Source organism: Herbaspirillum sp. C7C8, assembly GCF_022627875.1.
Taxonomy (GTDB): Bacteria; Pseudomonadota; Gammaproteobacteria; order Burkholderiales; family Burkholderiaceae_D; genus Herbaspirillum.
Map to the genome: position 1 here is coordinate 43,419 of NZ_JABXGG010000013.1, position 15,971 is coordinate 59,389.

Annotated in this window: 13 protein-coding genes; 1 reads left to right on the plus strand and 12 read right to left on the minus strand. The window is 63.2% G+C overall.

All coding sequences use genetic code 11. From position 1 onward, the window contains the following. The 11 genes from HWE01_RS15670 to HWE01_RS15720 form a co-directional block, all read right to left on the minus strand. Positions 1-909, minus strand: coding sequence for a tRNA pseudouridine synthase A (locus tag HWE01_RS15670; protein WP_241822293.1), 909 nt, complete (start codon positions 907-909; stop codon positions 1-3). Positions 910-1,074: 165 nt separating this feature from the next. Further along, positions 1,075-3,690 (minus strand): motility hub landmark protein FimV, encoded by a 2,616-nt coding sequence (locus HWE01_RS15675; protein WP_241822294.1) that lies wholly within the window; start codon positions 3,688-3,690, stop codon positions 1,075-1,077. Between the two features lie 460 nt (positions 3,691-4,150). Then, positions 4,151-5,263, minus strand: a complete 1,113-nt coding sequence (gene asd / locus HWE01_RS15680) for an aspartate-semialdehyde dehydrogenase (protein ID WP_241822295.1) — start codon at positions 5,261-5,263, stop codon at positions 4,151-4,153. Between the two features lie 121 nt (positions 5,264-5,384). After that, a complete protein-coding gene (gene leuB / locus HWE01_RS15685) occupies positions 5,385-6,455 on the minus strand; it encodes a 3-isopropylmalate dehydrogenase (protein ID WP_008330866.1) in 1,071 nt (356 codons plus the stop codon). 92 nt (positions 6,456-6,547) lie between these two features. Beyond that, positions 6,548-7,195, minus strand: a complete 648-nt coding sequence (gene leuD / locus HWE01_RS15690) for a 3-isopropylmalate dehydratase small subunit (protein WP_008330867.1) — start codon at positions 7,193-7,195, stop codon at positions 6,548-6,550. Between the two features lie 121 nt (positions 7,196-7,316). Beyond that, positions 7,317-7,448 (minus strand): entericidin A/B family lipoprotein, encoded by a 132-nt coding sequence (locus tag HWE01_RS15695; protein ID WP_008330868.1) that lies wholly within the window; start codon positions 7,446-7,448, stop codon positions 7,317-7,319. A 36-nt stretch (positions 7,449-7,484) separates the two neighbouring features. Next, entirely contained in the window at positions 7,485-8,885 is a 1,401-nt protein-coding gene (gene leuC, locus HWE01_RS15700; RefSeq protein WP_008330870.1) for a 3-isopropylmalate dehydratase large subunit, read from the minus strand. 234 nt (positions 8,886-9,119) lie between these two features. Further along, positions 9,120-9,941, minus strand: coding sequence for a M48 family metallopeptidase (locus HWE01_RS15705; protein WP_008330872.1), 822 nt, complete (start codon positions 9,939-9,941; stop codon positions 9,120-9,122). Between the two features lie 174 nt (positions 9,942-10,115). Further along, positions 10,116-11,204, minus strand: a complete 1,089-nt coding sequence (gene aroC / locus HWE01_RS15710; RefSeq protein ID WP_241822296.1) for a chorismate synthase — start codon at positions 11,202-11,204, stop codon at positions 10,116-10,118. 96 nt (positions 11,205-11,300) lie between these two features. After that, entirely contained in the window at positions 11,301-13,190 is a 1,890-nt protein-coding gene (locus HWE01_RS15715; RefSeq protein WP_241822297.1) for an MFS transporter, read from the minus strand. Between the two features lie 170 nt (positions 13,191-13,360). Continuing rightward, positions 13,361-13,822 (minus strand): CBS domain-containing protein, encoded by a 462-nt coding sequence (locus HWE01_RS15720; RefSeq protein WP_008330875.1) that lies wholly within the window; start codon positions 13,820-13,822, stop codon positions 13,361-13,363. A gap of 314 nt (positions 13,823-14,136) precedes the next feature. On the opposite strand from HWE01_RS15720, the gene HWE01_RS15725 reads away from it, so the two are divergent. Further along, positions 14,137-14,457: an Mpo1-like protein gene (locus HWE01_RS15725; protein ID WP_008330876.1), complete on the plus strand. Its 321-nt coding sequence runs from the start codon at positions 14,137-14,139 to the stop codon at positions 14,455-14,457. A 57-nt stretch (positions 14,458-14,514) separates the two neighbouring features. Here HWE01_RS15725 and HWE01_RS15730 read toward each other — a convergent pair whose 3' ends face one another. Beyond that, a complete protein-coding gene (locus tag HWE01_RS15730; protein WP_241822337.1) occupies positions 14,515-15,867 on the minus strand; it encodes a YihY family inner membrane protein in 1,353 nt (450 codons plus the stop codon). Between the last annotated feature and the right edge of the window lie 104 nt (positions 15,868-15,971).

Below are 15,971 nucleotides of genomic sequence, written 5' to 3' on the forward strand. Positions count from 1 at the left end.
TCACAACCAGGGCCAGGAGCGCGCCTCCTGCGGCAGCGCCCAGCTATCGGGATAGTCGACCCGCGCCAGGTACAGGCCATCCGGCATGAAGGTCGGTGCGGCGCGGCTGCGGTCGCGCAGGGCCAGTACCTGGCCCATCCATTGGGGATCCTGCTTGCCGCTGCCCACCACGATCAAGGAACCGACGATGTTGCGCACCATGTGGTGCAGGAAGGCATTGGCCTTGAGGGTGAAGACGATCATGTCACCGTGGCGGCGCACGGCAATGCTCTCCATCTTGCGTACCGGGGACTTGGCCTGGCATTCGACGGCGCGAAAGCTGGTGAAGTCATGTTCACCGATCAGGTGTTGCGCAGCCCGGTGCATGCGATCCGCATCCAGCGGGCGGAAGGTCCAGCCGGCCTTGCCCGCCAGCAGCGGCGAGCGCACGGCGTGGTTGTAGAGCACGTAGTGATAGGTCCGGGCGATGGCTGAAAAGCGCGCATGAAAACCGAATTGCGCCAGGCTCTCGGCACCTTCCCGCGCGGTCCCGTGCAGCCCGGCTGCCTGGGCGGCGGCACTGGCCCCGGCGATGGCGGCATCATCCACCCAGGGCAGTTCGCAGGCCCAGCGTACCGCGATGGTGGGCGGCAGGAAGGCATTGGTGCCGCGCACCCAGGAAAAGGCATCGCGGGCAATGGGCGTATCGAAATGGACGATCTGCTCCAGCGCATGCACACCCGAATCGGTACGCCCGGCACAGGTCGTGGCAATGGGCGTGGTACTGAAACGCTGCAACGCCGCTTCCAGCTGGTCCTGCACGGTCTGGCGGTGCGGCTGGGTCTGCCAGCCCTGCCAGCGGGCGCCATCGTATTGCACGCCCAGCACGACGCGACGCAGGCCCGCGGATGGGAAAGAAAGTTCTGTCATGGATGTTCACTGCCCGCCGCCAGCGCCTGATGGACGGTGGATGGGTGCAGAAAGCTTCATACAGGCTGCACACCACCCTATCCGGCGGCACGAAAAAAAACGAACGGGCAGCTCATGCGAGCTGCCCGCGAGATGACGCTATTGTAATCGCTCCCGGCACCGGCCTCAGCCGAGGGCGGCGATCATGGACTTGGCGCGTGCCACCTGGGCGTCGTTGCCACCGCGCATCACTTCTTCCAGCAGTTCACGGGCGCCATCCTTGTCGCCGATTTCCTCATAGGCGGCGGCCAGGTCCAGCTTGGTGGTCATTTCCTGTTCGAAGGCCGACTCCTCGTCCTCTTCCAGGATATTGGCCGCCGAGGGCGCCGGGGTGTCTTCCGGCAGGCTCAGGTCCAGGTCGGCCAGGGAGCTGGCCGCAGGCGCATCTTCCTTGCTGTCCAGCAGCATGGACGCCGAAGCCGCCACGCCGGAGACCGGCAGGATGGGCTCGTCGGCATCCGGCTTGGCACCGTTTTCCAGATCGAGGTCGAAATCGATATCCTTGCCCAGGTCCATGGGCGCCGCCACCGGTTTGGCTGCCGGTTCGGCTTCGGGCTGGAGCTCGGCGGCCTTGAAGTCGGACAGATCGAATTCCATGCCCGGCTCTTCTTCCGCGACCGGCTCGGCCGGCGTGCCGCCGTAGAGCGGATTGGTCGGATCGATGGTCAGACCCAGTGCGGCCGCCTTGACCCAGGCTTCGTTGAGGCCGCCGCTCAAGGCATGCAGGTTAAGGGCGACGCGGTTGAAGCTGGCGACGTCACCACGCTTGGCATAAATCTCCAGCAGCTTGGCATGCAGGGCCTGACGCTCGGGCTGAGCCTGCAGAGCCAGCTTGAGGATATCCTCGGCCTGTTCGTCGCGGCCATAGGCGATGTACATGTCGGCCTCGGCGAGCGGATCGACCGGGGCCTCCTCCACGGGGGCTGCCACGGCCTCGACGGCCGGCACAGGGGCGGGAGCGGGCTCGGAAGACGGAGCCGGTTCAGGCTCAGGCTCAGGTTCAGGTGCAACGGCAGCGACGGCCGCTGCCACGGGTTCGGGTGAGGGGGCAGGCTCAGGCTCGCTGGCCGGCTCGGCCGGGCCGTCCTCGGACTTCTTCTTGCGGCGACGCATGGCCACCACGCCCCCGCCTGCGGCCAGCAGCGCCACCAGGACGCCGGCACCGGCCAGCACGTAGGGATTGTCCTTGATCTTGTCGAGGAAACCGCCGGACTTGGCGGACTTGTCCGCAGGTGCCGGCGTAGCCGGTGCCGCAGCCGTGGCCGGCGGCTCCCCGGGCTTGCTCTGGTCACCCTCTGCAGGCTTGTCAGTGGCGGCAGCGCCCGGCTTGGCGGGGTCGGCCTGCTTCTGCTGCTGGGCAGTCAGTTCGGCGATGGTCTGGTTCTTCAGCTCCAGCAACTTCTGGAGGTTGTCGACGTTCTTTTCCAGGTCCTTGACGCGGTCATTGGCGTCGGCCAGAGCGCGTTCGGCGGCGGCCTTCTCTTCGGCAGCGCCGGCGTTACCGGTCTTGCCACGGCCCTTGTTGGCACGCGAGAGCTCCAGGCGGTCACGCGCTTGCCCGGTACCGGAACGCTCCTCCACACGTGCCGTAATCTTGCCACCACCACTCTGGCGGTTGCTGCCAGCCTTGCCGGCCGGCCCATTGGCGACCTGGCCCGCCAGCTTGTTGCGATAGGCGTTGAAGTCCTGGGCTTGTGCGACCACCATGCTGCGTGCCTCGTCGCGGTCCACCGCCGCCGCCGTCGGCTGGTCGGGGATGGACAGGATCTTGCCCGCGCGCAGGCGGTTGATGTTGTTGCCCTGGAAGGCATCGGGATTGGCCCGGTACAGCGCAATGAGCATCTGGTCCAGCGAGACATTGGCCTGCTGGTTGCGCGTGGCGATGGCGCTGAGCGTGTCACCGGGCTTGACGCGGTAATCGCCGCTCTTGCCAGCGCTCGCAGGCGCCGCAGCGGGTGCCGCGACGCTGCCGGAGGCGGCAGGGCCTGCCGGTGCCGCCGCCATCGCATCGGGGCTGGCCGAAGCCGGCGTATTTTCGGGCGAGGCCTGCTGGCGACGGATCAGTTCTTCAGCCAGAGCGGAAGGAGCGGGACGCTGCACGATGGTGCTGGTCGGCTCTTCGCTACTGAACGGGATCGCCGCACTGGGTGCCGCAGCAGGCGGGGGTTCCGCCGCAGCAGGCGCTGCCGTTGCGGCCGGTGCTGGTGCTGGTGCCGGGGCCGGCGCAGCACTTGCCGCTGCCGGTGCGGCAGCGGCCGCAGCGGCCTCCGCATTGCTCGGCGTCAGCGGTGCCACCTGGGCATTGCGCGGGGTCTTGCTGTCGGGCGGATCCAGCAGGAAGGTGTATTCACGCAGTTGCCGGGCCTGACCGGAATCGAGCTCCAGCAGCAGGTCGACGAAGGGATCGCTGACCGGCTGGGACGAACTGATGCGGATCACATGCCGCCCCTGGCGCTGTTCCAGCACGATGGACAAAGAACTCAACACCGGGTTGTAGTCCATGTTGGCGCGGCGGAAGGCGTCGGCCGATGCCAGGCGCGCGGTGAGCTTGCCGGCTTCGTCGGCACTCACGGCAGTCACCTCGATCTCGGCGCGCAAGGGCTGGCCCAGCGACGAAAGCACGGTCAGCTTGCCCAGGGCCGCGGCATGCGCCCCCAGCGGCAAGGCCATGGCCAGGGCAATGGCGGCGCTCAGGGTCTTCATCCGGGACAAGGGAAGCTTCTTGTTGGTATGTACAGGCATGTTTTGTTTGGCTTAGAGAAACGTTGCGCTTCAAACCCGTCACGCTGGCGTTCAAGCCGGTACTGGCCTGGAAATGCCCTACAGATCCGTGAATGGGGCAGATGCCGCGCGGCCTGTGCAGCCGGCCCGCGCCACTCCGGTCCGTGCTGGCTTGCTGTTGTCACGCCTTTTCTTGCAGGCCAGCGGTCCGGAGCAGATCCATTTCATCAAATCCAGCAGGCGCTCTGCTAGGGCGCTGCCACATGTTGGCTTTCATGAAATGAATTGGCTTTTCAAATTAACATCAAGAACTTACACCCGCAAGTGTACTTACTTTCTCAAGATGAGAAAAACCCGCCAGCATCCATTCGCATGGACGCTGGCGGGCTATTGTTGCAGACTGACAACGCGTAAGGCAAGTCCTATTCGCATTGCAGCAACGCCGCGGCGCAACTGACCGGGATTTTCCCGGTCGCCGACATCACTCCAGGTTGCCCAGGATGATGCGCAGCATGCGGCGCAGCGGTTCGGCCGCGCCCCACAGCAGCTGGTCGCCGATGACGAAGGCGGAGATGTATTCCGGGCCCTGGTTGAGCTTGCGCACACGGCCCACGCCGATTTCCAGGCCACCGGTGATGGCCGCCGGGGTCAGTTCCTTGACCGTGATGGCGCGGTCATTGGGGACCCACTTCACCCAAGGGTTGCCGGCACGGATGATGGACTCGATGTCAGCCAGGGGCAGGTCGCGCTTCAACTTGATGGTCAGCGCCAGGCTGTGGCAGCGCATGGCGCCGATTCGCACACACAGGCCATCGACCGGGATGATCTGCTCGTTGCCCAGGATCTTGTTGACTTCAGCCTGGCCCTTCCACTCTTCCTTGGACTGGCCGTTTTCCAGCTGGGCGTCGATCCAGGGGATCAGGCCACCTGCCAGGGGCGCGCCGAAGAACTCGGTGGGCACGTCTTCACGGATGGTCTTGGCCACCTTGCGGTCGATGTCCAGGATGGCCGAGGACGGGGTCGCCAGCTCGTCGGCCACGGCCGCGTTGATGACGCCCATGCCCTTCAACAGCTCGCGCATGTGATTGGCGCCGCCGCCGGAGGCCGCCTGGTAGGTCATGGAGCTGACCCACTCGACCAGACCTTCCTTGAACAGGCCGCCCACGCCCATCAGCAGGATGGAGTTGGTGCAGTTGCCGCCGATGTAGTTCTTCACGCCCTTGGCCAGTGCGTCCTTGATGACGTTCTTGTTCACCGGATCGAGCACGATCACGGCATCATCCTTCATGCGCAGCGAGGAAGCAGCGTCGATCCAGTAGCCATCCCAGCCAGCGGCGCGCAGCTTGGGGAAGATCTCATTGGTGTAGTCGCCGCCTTGTGCGGTGATGATGATGTCGCATTTCTTCAGCTCTTCAATGCTGTTGGCGTCTTTCAGGGTCGTTGCCGTTTTGGCAAACGACGGTGCCTTGCCGCCCGCATTCGAAGTCGAGAAAAACACCGGTTCGATGTGATCGAAATCACCTTCGTCCTGCATGCGCTGCATCAGGACCGAACCCACCATTCCACGCCAGCCAACCAAACCAACCAGTTTCATCATCTTTCCCTATTTAGAACTTCCATGGTGAACAAATCAGATTGAACACAATTGCGCCGGACCATCCGGCATTTCAAGCACCCGGCCGCACCGCTTGGGGCACGGCCAGGCGACGTTGATCTCAGGCGAGGGCCTTGACCACGGCTTGCCCCATCTGCTGGGTGTTGACCTTGGTGCAGCCTTCTTCATAAATATCGGCGGTGCGCAGACCTTGCGCAAGCACTTTCTTCACTGCATTCTCGATGCGGTCGGCCTGTTCGGCACGGTTCAAGGAGAAGCGCAGCATCATCGCCGCCGACAGGATGGTCGCCAGCGGATTGGCGATGCCCTTGCCCGCGATGTCGGGTGCCGAACCGTGCGAAGGTTCATACAGGCCCTTGTTGTTGGCATCCAGCGAGGCCGAGGGCAACATGCCGATGGAACCGGTCAGCATCGCCGCCGCGTCCGAGAGGATGTCGCCGAACATGTTGCCGGTGACGATGACGTCGAAGTTCTTCGGGGCTTTCACCAGCTGCATGGCGGCGTTGTCCACGTACATGTGCGACAGCTCGACATCCGGATATTCCTTGCCGACTTCGGTGACGATGTCCTTCCAGAACTGGAAGGTTTCCAGCACGTTGGCCTTGTCCACGCTGCACAGGCGCTTGCCGCGCTTGGCGGCCGCCTGGAAGGCGACGTGGGCGATGCGGCGGATTTCCGGTTCCGAATAGCGCATGGTATCAAAACCTTCACGGGCGCCCTTGAAAGGACCGTCCGGTGCCTCGCGCATGCCGCGCGGCTGGCCGAAATAGATGTCGCCGTTCAGTTCGCGCACGATCAGGATGTCCAGGTTGGCCACCAGCTCGGGCTTCAGCGAAGAAGCGCCGGTCAGTTCCGGATAGCAGATCGCCGGGCGGAAGTTGGCAAACAGCTGCAGGTGCTTGCGCAGGCCCAGGATGGCTTGCTCGGGGCGCAGAGCGCGTTCCAGCTTGTCATACTTCCAGTCGCCGACCGCACCGAAGAGAATGGCGTCGGCTTCCTTGGCCAGCTTCAGGGTACCGTCCGGCAGCGGGTGGCCGTGGGCTTCATAGCCGGCGCCGCCGACGGGGGCGGTTTCCATTTCGAACTTCTCGTCCAGGGCGTTGAGCACGCGGACGGCCTCATCGACGATTTCAGGACCGATGCCGTCACCCGGCAGGATAGCAATCTTCATGGCTTCTCTTTCTCAGTGTTTCCAGCGTTCTTGGAATAGTAACGACAAGGGCGGCCATCTGACCGCCCTTTGCTGTTGTCTCGACGATCACTTCAGATCGTGTTGCTCAGCCAGGGCTGTTCGTGCAGGTGTTTCTCTTCGTAGGCACGAATGGTGTCGGCTTTGCGTAGGGTCAGACCAATGTCGTCGAAGCCGTTCAACAGGCAGTACTTGCGGAATTCGCTGATCTCGAACGGATAGACGGCACTGCCATTGGTGGTGCTGACGGTCTGCTTTTCCAGGTCGATGACCAGGCGATAGCCGGGGAAGGCCTTGACTTCATTGAACAGGTGATCGACCTGCTGCTCGCTCAGGACGATGGGCAGCAGACCGTTCTTGTAGCAGTTGTTGAAGAAGATGTCGGCGAAGCTGGGCGCGATCACGGCGCGAAAGCCGTACTGGTCCAGCGCCCACGGCGCGTGTTCACGCGAGGAGCCGCAGCCGAAGTTCTTGCGCGACAGCAGGATGGACGACCCCTGGTAGCGCTCCTGGTTGAGCACGAAATCCGGGTTCAGCGGGCGCTTGGAATTGTCCATGCCCGGCTCGCCGTGATCCAGGTAACGCCATTCGTCGAACAGGTTGGGGCCGAAGCCGCTGCGCTTGATCGACTTCAGGAACTGCTTGGGGATGATCGCATCGGTATCGACGTTGGCGCGATCCAGCGGCGCCACCAGTCCTTCATGCACGATAAATTTATTCATGAGCTTGACCTTGGGTCGGCGGGGCGATTGCTCTGCCCTACCCTTCCTGTTTCCTGTTCAAAAACTGAAGCTGCGGCACGCTGGCCGCAGCCTTGCACTGTCTGATCCTGCTGATTTCTGCTTATTTCTTGCTGGCGTCCTGCATCTTTTCGCCGACCTTTTCGACATCCTTGCCGAAACCGTTGACGGTATTGCAACCGGCCAGCGCACCCAGGGTAACGGCCAGCAGAACCAGAGCGGAGATTTTTTTCATGTTTGTCCTCTCGAAAAGATTCACACAAGCAGGGGATTACAGCGAACGCACATCCACGAAATGACCGGCAATGCCCGCTGCGGCTGCCATGGCCGGGCTCACCAGGTGGGTACGACCACCGGCACCCTGACGACCTTCGAAATTGCGGTTCGAGGTCGAAGCGCAGCGCTCGCCCGGTTCCAGGCGGTCGGCATTCATGGCCAGGCACATGGAGCAGCCCGGTTCGCGCCATTCGAAACCGGCATCGCGGAAGATCTTGTCCAGGCCTTCACGTTCAGCCTGCTCCTTGACCAGACCGGAACCCGGCACCACCATCGCCAGCTTGACATTGGAGGCGCGGAACTTGCCGCGCACGACCTTGGCGGCTTCGCGCAGGTCTTCGATGCGGGAGTTGGTGCAGGAACCGATGAAGACCTTGTCGATGCGGATATCTTCAATGGGGGTATTGGGCTTCAAGGCCATGTAGGCCAGCGCCTTTTCCATGCCGTCGCGCTTGGTCGGATCCTTTTCCTTGTCGGGATCAGGGACGCGGGCGTCGACCGCCACCACCATCTCGGGCGAAGTGCCCCAGGTGACTTGCGGCTTGATCTCGGCGGCGTTCAGGGTCACCACCATGTCGAACTTGGAGCCCGGGTCCGAATGCAGCGTGCGCCAGTACGAGACGGCGCGCTCCCAGTGCGGGCCGGAGGGCGAGAAGGGACGACCCTTCAGGTATTCCAGCGTGGTGTCGTCGAAGGCCACCATGCCGGCACGGGCGCCTGCTTCGATGGCCATGTTGCAGACCGTCATGCGGCCTTCCATGGACAGCGAGCGGATGGTCGAGCCAGCGAATTCGATCGCGTAGCCGGTGCCGCCTGCGGTACCGATCTTGCCGATCACGGCCAGCACGATGTCCTTGGCGGTCACGCCAGCGGGCAGCGCACCATCGACCTGCACCAGCATGGCCTTGGACTTGCGCGCCAGCAGGGTCTGCGTGGCCAGCACGTGTTCGACTTCGGAGGTGCCGATGCCATGGGCCAGCGCGGCAAACGCGCCGTGGGTGGAAGTGTGCGAATCACCGCAGACCACCGTCATGCCCGGCAAGGTGGCGCCCTGTTCGGGGCCGATCACGTGCACGATGCCTTGACGCTTGTCGTTCATGCCGAAGTACGTCAGGCTGAATTCTTTTGCGTTGCCATCCAGGGTTTCGACCTGCAGGCGCGAGATGGGGTCGGCGATGCCTTGGGCGCGGTCGGTGGTGGGGACGTTGTGGTCCGCCACCATCAGGTTGGCCGAGTTCCGCCAGGGTTGGCGACCGGCTAGCTTGAGGCCTTCGAAGGCTTGCGGGCTGGTCACTTCATGGAGCAGGTGGCGGTCGATATACAGGATGGCGGTACCGTCATCTTCCGTATGAACGACGTGCGACTCCCAGAGTTTGTCGTAGAGCGTCTTGAGCATGTTGCGGTCCGGCGGAATCGAAAAAGGGATGCTGAACGGGAAAAATAGCTTTTGATTATGCCATAAAGCGACAGGTCTGACCTCCCCGCCGTGTTTTCCGCCGCGTCGCAACAACAGGGAATAATGCTGCAAAGCAGCAGAAAAAGCGCAGCAAGTGCGGCAGCCATGAAAAAACCGGCATTTCTTCCGGAGCTGGAAGAAATGCCGGTGGCTCGCCAGGCAGGACAGCCCGGATCAGTGCTTGCGGGTCTGCTGGTACAGCGGCTCCACGCGCTGGGCGTAGACCGTCAGGTCGGCGATGCGCTCGCTGCTGGAGGGGTGGGTGGACATGAACTTCATCGGCTCGTCGCCGCCCAGGCTGGCCATCTTCTGCCACAGCGTGACGGCGGCCTTGGGGTCATAGCCGCCGCGCGCAGCCAGTTCCACGCCGATGCGGTCGGCCTCGGTTTCATTGGCGCGCGAATTGGGCAAGCCCATCAGGCCCATGTAGAGGTATTGCCCGCCCTGCTTGCCGACATCGCCCAGCCCCAGCAGCGCCGCGCCAATCGAGATGGCCGAATTGGCCACCACCTGCTGCGAAGCGCGCTCGCGCGCGTGTTCACGCAGGGCGTGGGCGATCTCGTGGCCCATGACGGCGGCCAGCTCATCGTCGGTGATCTTGAGCTTGTCGATCAGGCCGGTATAGACCGCGATCTTGCCACCGGGCATGCACCAGGCATTGGTCTCGTCGGAGCTCAGTACGTTGACTTCCCAGTTCCACTTCAAGGCATCCGGGCGGAACACCCCAGTCTGCGGGATCAGGCGACTGGCAATGGCGCGCACGCGTCGCACCTGGGCCGCATTGCGATTGAGCAGGCCCTTGCTCTTGGCTTCGGCCAGTACCTGGGCGTATTCCTTGGTGGAGGCGGCCTCCATCTCGGCCGAGGACACCAGCATCTGCTGCTTGCGGTCGATGCCGACGGCACCGCCCTGGGTGGTCTGTACGGTTTCGCAGGCCACCAGGCCCACCAGGGCTGCGGCCAACAGGCTGTTCTTGACGATAGGGTTGAGCTTCATGCCCGCCTCCATTGAATAATTGATCTTGATCCCGGGGTCGGTCTGCCGGCGTGCGTGCTGCCGCCAGTCAGCCTTGAGCCGCTTCGACCCGGCTCTTTGCAAATTGTTTCAGACAAGAAAAAACCGGCGACCGCATGCGCGATGGCCGGCTTGCTGGCAAGGCTGCCCGGCCTGTCAGCGCAGGGCCGGGGTCTCCACCTTCACATCGCCGCATTGTGCGCGATGACGCAGGGCGTGATCCATCAACACCAGCGCCAGCATGGCTTCGGCAATGGGCGTAGCACGGATGCCCACGCAAGGATCGTGGCGACCGAAGGTTTCCACCGAGATCGGCTGGCCGTTCTTGTCGATGGACGGGCGCGGCGTGCGGATGCTGGAGGTCGGCTTGATGGCGATGGAGGCCGTGATGTCCTGACCGGTCGAGATGCCGCCCAGGATGCCGCCGGCATTGTTGCCGACGAAACCTTGCGGGGTCAGCGCATCACCGTGCTCGGAGCCCTTTTGCGCCACCGAAGCGAAACCGGCACCGATCTCCACGCCCTTGACGGCATTGATGCCCATGAGCGCATAGGCGATCTCGGCATCGAGCTTGTCGTACAGCGGCTCGCCCAGTCCCACCGGGACGTTCTGCGCCACCACGTCGATGCGCGCACCGATGGAGTCACCGTCCTTGCGCAGGGCATCCATGTAGTCTTCCAGGCGCCCGATGATGCTGGCGTTGGCGGCGAAGAAGGGGTTGTCGGGCACGTGTTCCCAGGATTCGAAGGGAATCGCGATCTCGCCCAGCTGGCTCATGCAGCCCTTGAAGGTGGTGCCATATTTCTCGAACAGCCACTTCTTGGCGATGGCCGCCGCACCCACTACCGGAGCGGTCAGGCGCGCCGAGGAACGACCGCCGCCGCGCGGATCGCGGATGCCGTACTTGTGCCAGTAGGTGTAGTCGGCATGGCCGGGACGGAAGGTATCGAGGATGTTGCCGTAATCCTTGCTGCGCTGGTCCTGGTTGCGGATCAAGAGCGCAATCGGGGTGCCGGTGGTCTTGCCTTCGTAGACGCCGGAGAGGATCTCCACCGTATCCGGCTCCTGACGCTGGGTCACGTGGCGCGAAGTCCCGGGACGGCGGCGATCCAGTTCGGGCTGGATGTCGGCTTCGGAGAGCGTCATGCCCGGGGGGCAGCCATCGATCACGCAGCCGATGGCCGGGCCGTGGGATTCGCCGAAAGTGGTGACGGTGAAGAGCGTGCCGAAGGTATTGCCGGACATGATGGAATTCGCGCAAAAATTGGGGGAAGCCGCGATTCTACCAGCCTCGGGGGCTGCCGACGAGCCGCGCCAGGCGGCGCGCTCGCCCCGGCAGGCTTATTTCCAGTCGCCGCGCAGCACCCTGACCTGCTCCTGCAGGCCCTCCGGGCTGACCGCTGCGGGCGCGATCGGCTCGCCCACTGCCAGTTCCAGGCGCGAGAACAGTCCGCGCTTGAAGGTGCGCGCCACCGGATTGCTGGGGTCGCGCGAGAACAGGCTGCCCCACAGCCCGCGCAGGGCCATGGGCAAGACCGGCACCGGGCTGCGGTCGATGATCTTCTGCACGCCGCCCTTGAAGGGGTTGATCTCGCCATCGCGGGTCAGCTTGCCTTCCGGGAAGATGCACACCAGCTCCCCTTCATGCAGGGCCTGGGCGATATCGACGAAGGCTTTTTCGGTCAGCCACGGGTCTTCCTTGACCGGTGCAATCGGGATGGCACGCACGTTGCGGAACAGCCAGGACATCACCGGAATCCTGAAGATCTGGTGATCCATCACGAAGCGTACCGGGCGCGGGCTGGCCGCCATGATGGCAATCGCATCCACGTAGCTGACGTGGTTGCACACCAGCACCGCCGGCCCCTCCTCAGGAATGGCCTGGCCATTGATGATGCGCACGCGATAGAAGGTATGGATCAGGATCCATGCCAGGAAGCGGATCAGGAATTCCGGTACCAGCGAGAAGATGTAGACCGCCACCACGCCATTCATGATGGCCGTGGCCAGGAAGATCTGCGGAATGGTCAGCCCCGCCTTCAACAACACCATCGCCACCAGGGCCGACACCACCATGAAGAGCGCATTCATGATGTTCATCCCGGCGATGGTGCGGGAGACGTGGGCTGGGTCGCAGCGGGTCTGGATGAGCGCAAACAGCGGCACGATGTAGAGCCCGCCGAACAGGCCGATGCCCAGGCAATCGACCAGAATGCGCCAGCTGCCGCCCTGCGCCAGGAAGCCGCCCAGGTCCAGCATGGCCGCTGGAGTGACGTAAGCCTGACTGGCGAAATACAGTTCCAGCCCGAACACCGAGAGGCCAATCGAGCCGAAGGGCACCAGCCCGATTTCCACCTTGTGGCCGGAGAGCCGCTCGCACAGCAGCGAACCGACGCCGATACCGACCGAGAACACCGCCAGCAGCAGCACGAAGACACTGTGGTCGCCATGCAGGTAATTCTTCGCGTAGACCGGGAATTGCGCCAGCATGATGGCGCCATAGAACCAGAACCAGGAATTGCCCAAGAGCGACAGGAACACCGGCCGGTTGCGGCGCGAAAAACCGATGTTGCGCACGGTCTCGGTGAAGGGATTCCAGTTCACCTTCAACTCCGGCACGGGGGCCGGCGAAAGCGGAATACGCAGGCTCGCCAGCCAGCCCAGCACGGCAATCCCGATGGTCATGCCGGCCACCAGGTGCAGGCCCCAGGGCTTGTGTACCACCAGCACCGCGCCCAGGATTTCACCCAGCAGGATGCCGACGAAGGTACCCATCTCGATCAGACCATTGCCGCCCACCAGTTCCTCGCGCCTCAACTGCTGCGGCAAATAGGCGTATTTCACCGGTCCGAACAGAGTGGAATGGATGCCCATGCCGACCACTGCGGCAATGAGCAGCCACAGGTGATGCGTCATCCAGCCATAGGCGGCGATGCCCATGATGGCGATTTCGAGCAGCTTCACGAAGCGCGCCACCCTGCCCTTTTCCAGCTTGTCGGCCAGTTGGCCGGAGGTGGCCGAGAACAGGAAGAACGGCAGGATGAACAAACCCGGAATGAGGTTGTTGAGCAGGCCCGGATCCATGTCCGTCCACGCCAGCGCGTCATAGGTGAGGATGGTCAGCAGCGCCGTCTTGAACACGTTGTCATTCAGGGCGCCGAGGAACTGGGTCCAGAAGAAGGGAGCGAAGCGCCGTTGAGTGAAAAGCGTGAACTGGCTGTTCTTTTGCATGGGCAATCAGGTGAGGGAGAAAGCGGGCAGCCTACGCTGCATCAGACAGGATTGACAACAACACCAAAGGGCAGGAAGCGCGGAACAATAAAAAACCGCTCCAGCAGGAACGGTCATGACAGCGCCGCCTGCACCGGGCAGGCGGGGACTCCCGGAGCAACACCAGAGGCTCAGCTGTTGCCTTCGCGCTCTTCTTCCTCGGCCGGCCAGTCGCGGATGTAGGCCTTGAGCATCTTGTTCTCGAAGCCCTGCGCATCCAGCACCGCCTTGGCCACGTCGTAGAAGGACATCACGCCCAGCACCGTGCGCGCCTCCATCACCGGCACGTAGCGCGCGTGTTTTTCCAGCATGATGCGGCGCACTTCGTTGAGGTCGGTATCGGGGGTCACGGTGATGGGCGCATCGTTCATGTGCTTGCGCACGGTCGAACCGCCCAGCTCGCCACCGTTCTTGTGCAGCGTCAGCAGCACTTCGCGGAAGGTCAGCATGCCGACCAGGTCGCCGTATTCCATGACGACCAGCGAGCCGATGTCTTTCTCGGCCATGGCGGCCACGGCCTCCTGAATCGGGGTATCCGGCGTGACGGTGAAGAGGATGTTGCCTTTGACCTTGAGGATTTCAGAGACTTTCATGATGTCGTCCTGGTTTGGTTATATGAAGCTGTTTTGACTGTAGGCGATGACGCCGGGAAAATCCAATTCATGGGGGCAACAGGATAACTGATCCTGACCGCAGCCGCTCTGGATGCCTCCTCCACGCCTGCTTTGCAGGAAGGAAAACACATGGTACGGGCAAGGACGACATTTGGGCAACCCGCAAAGACGCTGCTGCGCAGTATTTCCATACAGAATTTGCATTTGATAGCTGAAGCTTGCTTCAGCACAAGGATTGCAAACGAGCGCGCTGCTGACTAATCTGGAGAGGTCAGGACTCTCCGGAGAAGACCATGGCTGCCACCCTGCCCGAACGCCATTACGCCAGTTTCAGCGAGTTCTATCCGACCTACCTGAGCGAGCACGCGCACCGGGTCAACCGGCAGCTGCATTTCCTCGGGTCGACGCTGGCGCTGCTGAGCCTGTTGCTGCTGCTGATCACGCATCAGTGGTGGTGGCTGGCGGTGGCACTGTTCTGCGGCTACGGTTTTGCCTGGGTCGGGCATTTCATGGTGGAGAAGAACCAGCCGGCCACCTTCCGTCATCCGGTCTATTCCTTCATGGGGGATTGGGTGATGTACTGGCAAATGCTGACCGGACAAGTCTCGTTTTAGAAAACTTCATATCAGAGCCAACATCGGCCGATCCGGGGGGGCTGGTCTCGGGTCGCCTCATCTTTCCCACAGGCGCCGCCGCGCTTCCAGCGGTACGGCTGCGTGGGGCATGGCGGCCACGGTCGCCGCGACCTCCTGCTCGGCCTCCCGGCCAGCCTGGCAATACTGTTGCAGCGATTGCCCCAGCACGGTATTGATGGCTTCTTCCACCCGGCTCACCAGGGCTTCTTCCTCACCGGCCTGGGCCAGTACGGTCGGGTCGAACACGAACAGGCGATACACCCGCGCCAGCTGGATGGTGCCGGGATTGGCCACCAGCGTCCAGCGGTCCATATCATCGGTGATGCGGCGGTTCCAGCCGCGACGGTTGCGGCTGTCCGCATCGGGCTTGACCGAGGCCACCCAGCCCTCTTCGCTCATGCGCGAGAGCAGTTGCTGCAGTTCTCCCAGGCCCAGCCGGGTGGCGCGGCGCACCTCATCCATGCTGACCACGGCGGACTCCACGCCCACCCGCGCCGCATGCAGGAATTTCAGGACCTTGACCGCATCGATGAATTCCGCGCCCGGTGAGGGCACGTGCCACCAGCGCTCATAACGCACCACTGGCAATGCTGCCGTGAGCAGTGCACCGAAGAGAGTGATCATCCACATCATGTAGATCCACACCAGGAAGATCGGCAGCACCGCCACCGTGCCATAGACCATGGTATAGGTCGGGAACTGCAGGATGTAAGCGGCGAAGAGCCGCTTGGCGATTTCCAGGCCGATACCGGCCAACAGGCCGCCGGCGGCCGCATCGCGCCAGTCCACGGTCTGGTTGGGCACGGTGCTGTAGAGCAGCGTGTAGGCCAGCGTGGAGAACATCAGCGAGACCAGAGTATAGAAGCTCGCCCCCAGCCACGGCAGGCTTCTGACGGCGCCGCCGGTGGCGCTTGAAAGATACGAGGTCACGCTGATGGAAACCCCGATCAGCAACGGCCCCAGCGTGATGATGGCCCAGTACACCAGCACCCGCTGTACCAGCGGACGCGACTTCTTGACGCGCCAGATCTGGTTGAACACGCTCTCGATGGTGGACATGGTCAAGACCGACGTCAGGATCAGCAGCACCCCGCCCACGGCCGAGATGCGCGCCGACTTGGCGGCGAACTGGTTCAGGTAGCCGAGAATGGTGTTGGCTACGCCCTTGGGCATGAGATTGTCGACGAAATAGGCTTCCAGCGAGGCCCGGAAGGTCGAGAACAGCGGGAAGGCCGTAAACAGCGCCAGCGCGATGGTCAGCATCGGCACCAGCGAGAGGATGGTGGTAAAGGTCAGGCTGCCGGCCACTTGCGGCAGGCGATCCTCGCGCCATCGCCGGCCGGCGAAGCGCAACAGGTCGCTCAACTGCTCACGGGTCAGACCACGCATACGGGACAAGGAAAAACGCAAAGAAGACATCCGTTCGACTTCAGCGGGGAACGCCACATCAGCAGATGCGCCGCCCCATCGGGGTTGAATCACGCCGCATGACG

Coding starts and splice junctions, on each gene's coding strand:
- HWE01_RS15670 (WP_241822293.1), bottom strand. CDS start 909: ATGACAGAACTTTCTTTCCCATCCGCGGGCCTGCGTCGCGTCGTGCTG.
- HWE01_RS15705 (WP_008330872.1), bottom strand. CDS start 9,941: ATGAAGCTCAACCCTATCGTCAAGAACAGCCTGTTGGCCGCAGCCCTG.
- leuC (WP_008330870.1), bottom strand. CDS start 8,885: ATGCTCAAGACGCTCTACGACAAACTCTGGGAGTCGCACGTCGTTCAT.
- asd (WP_241822295.1), bottom strand. CDS start 5,263: ATGAAACTGGTTGGTTTGGTTGGCTGGCGTGGAATGGTGGGTTCGGTC.
- HWE01_RS15730 (WP_241822337.1), bottom strand. CDS start 15,867: ATGCGTGGTCTGACCCGTGAGCAGTTGAGCGACCTGTTGCGCTTCGCC.
- HWE01_RS15720 (WP_008330875.1), bottom strand. CDS start 13,822: ATGAAAGTCTCTGAAATCCTCAAGGTCAAAGGCAACATCCTCTTCACC.
- leuD (WP_008330867.1), bottom strand. CDS start 7,195: ATGAATAAATTTATCGTGCATGAAGGACTGGTGGCGCCGCTGGATCGC.
- leuB (WP_008330866.1), bottom strand. CDS start 6,455: ATGAAGATTGCTATCCTGCCGGGTGACGGCATCGGTCCTGAAATCGTC.
- HWE01_RS15675 (WP_241822294.1), bottom strand. CDS start 3,690: ATGCCTGTACATACCAACAAGAAGCTTCCCTTGTCCCGGATGAAGACC.
- HWE01_RS15725 (WP_008330876.1), top strand. CDS start 14,137: ATGGCTGCCACCCTGCCCGAACGCCATTACGCCAGTTTCAGCGAGTTC.
- aroC (WP_241822296.1), bottom strand. CDS start 11,204: ATGTCCGGCAATACCTTCGGCACGCTCTTCACCGTCACCACTTTCGGC.
- HWE01_RS15695 (WP_008330868.1), bottom strand. CDS start 7,448: ATGAAAAAAATCTCCGCTCTGGTTCTGCTGGCCGTTACCCTGGGTGCG.
- HWE01_RS15715 (WP_241822297.1), bottom strand. CDS start 13,190: ATGCAAAAGAACAGCCAGTTCACGCTTTTCACTCAACGGCGCTTCGCT.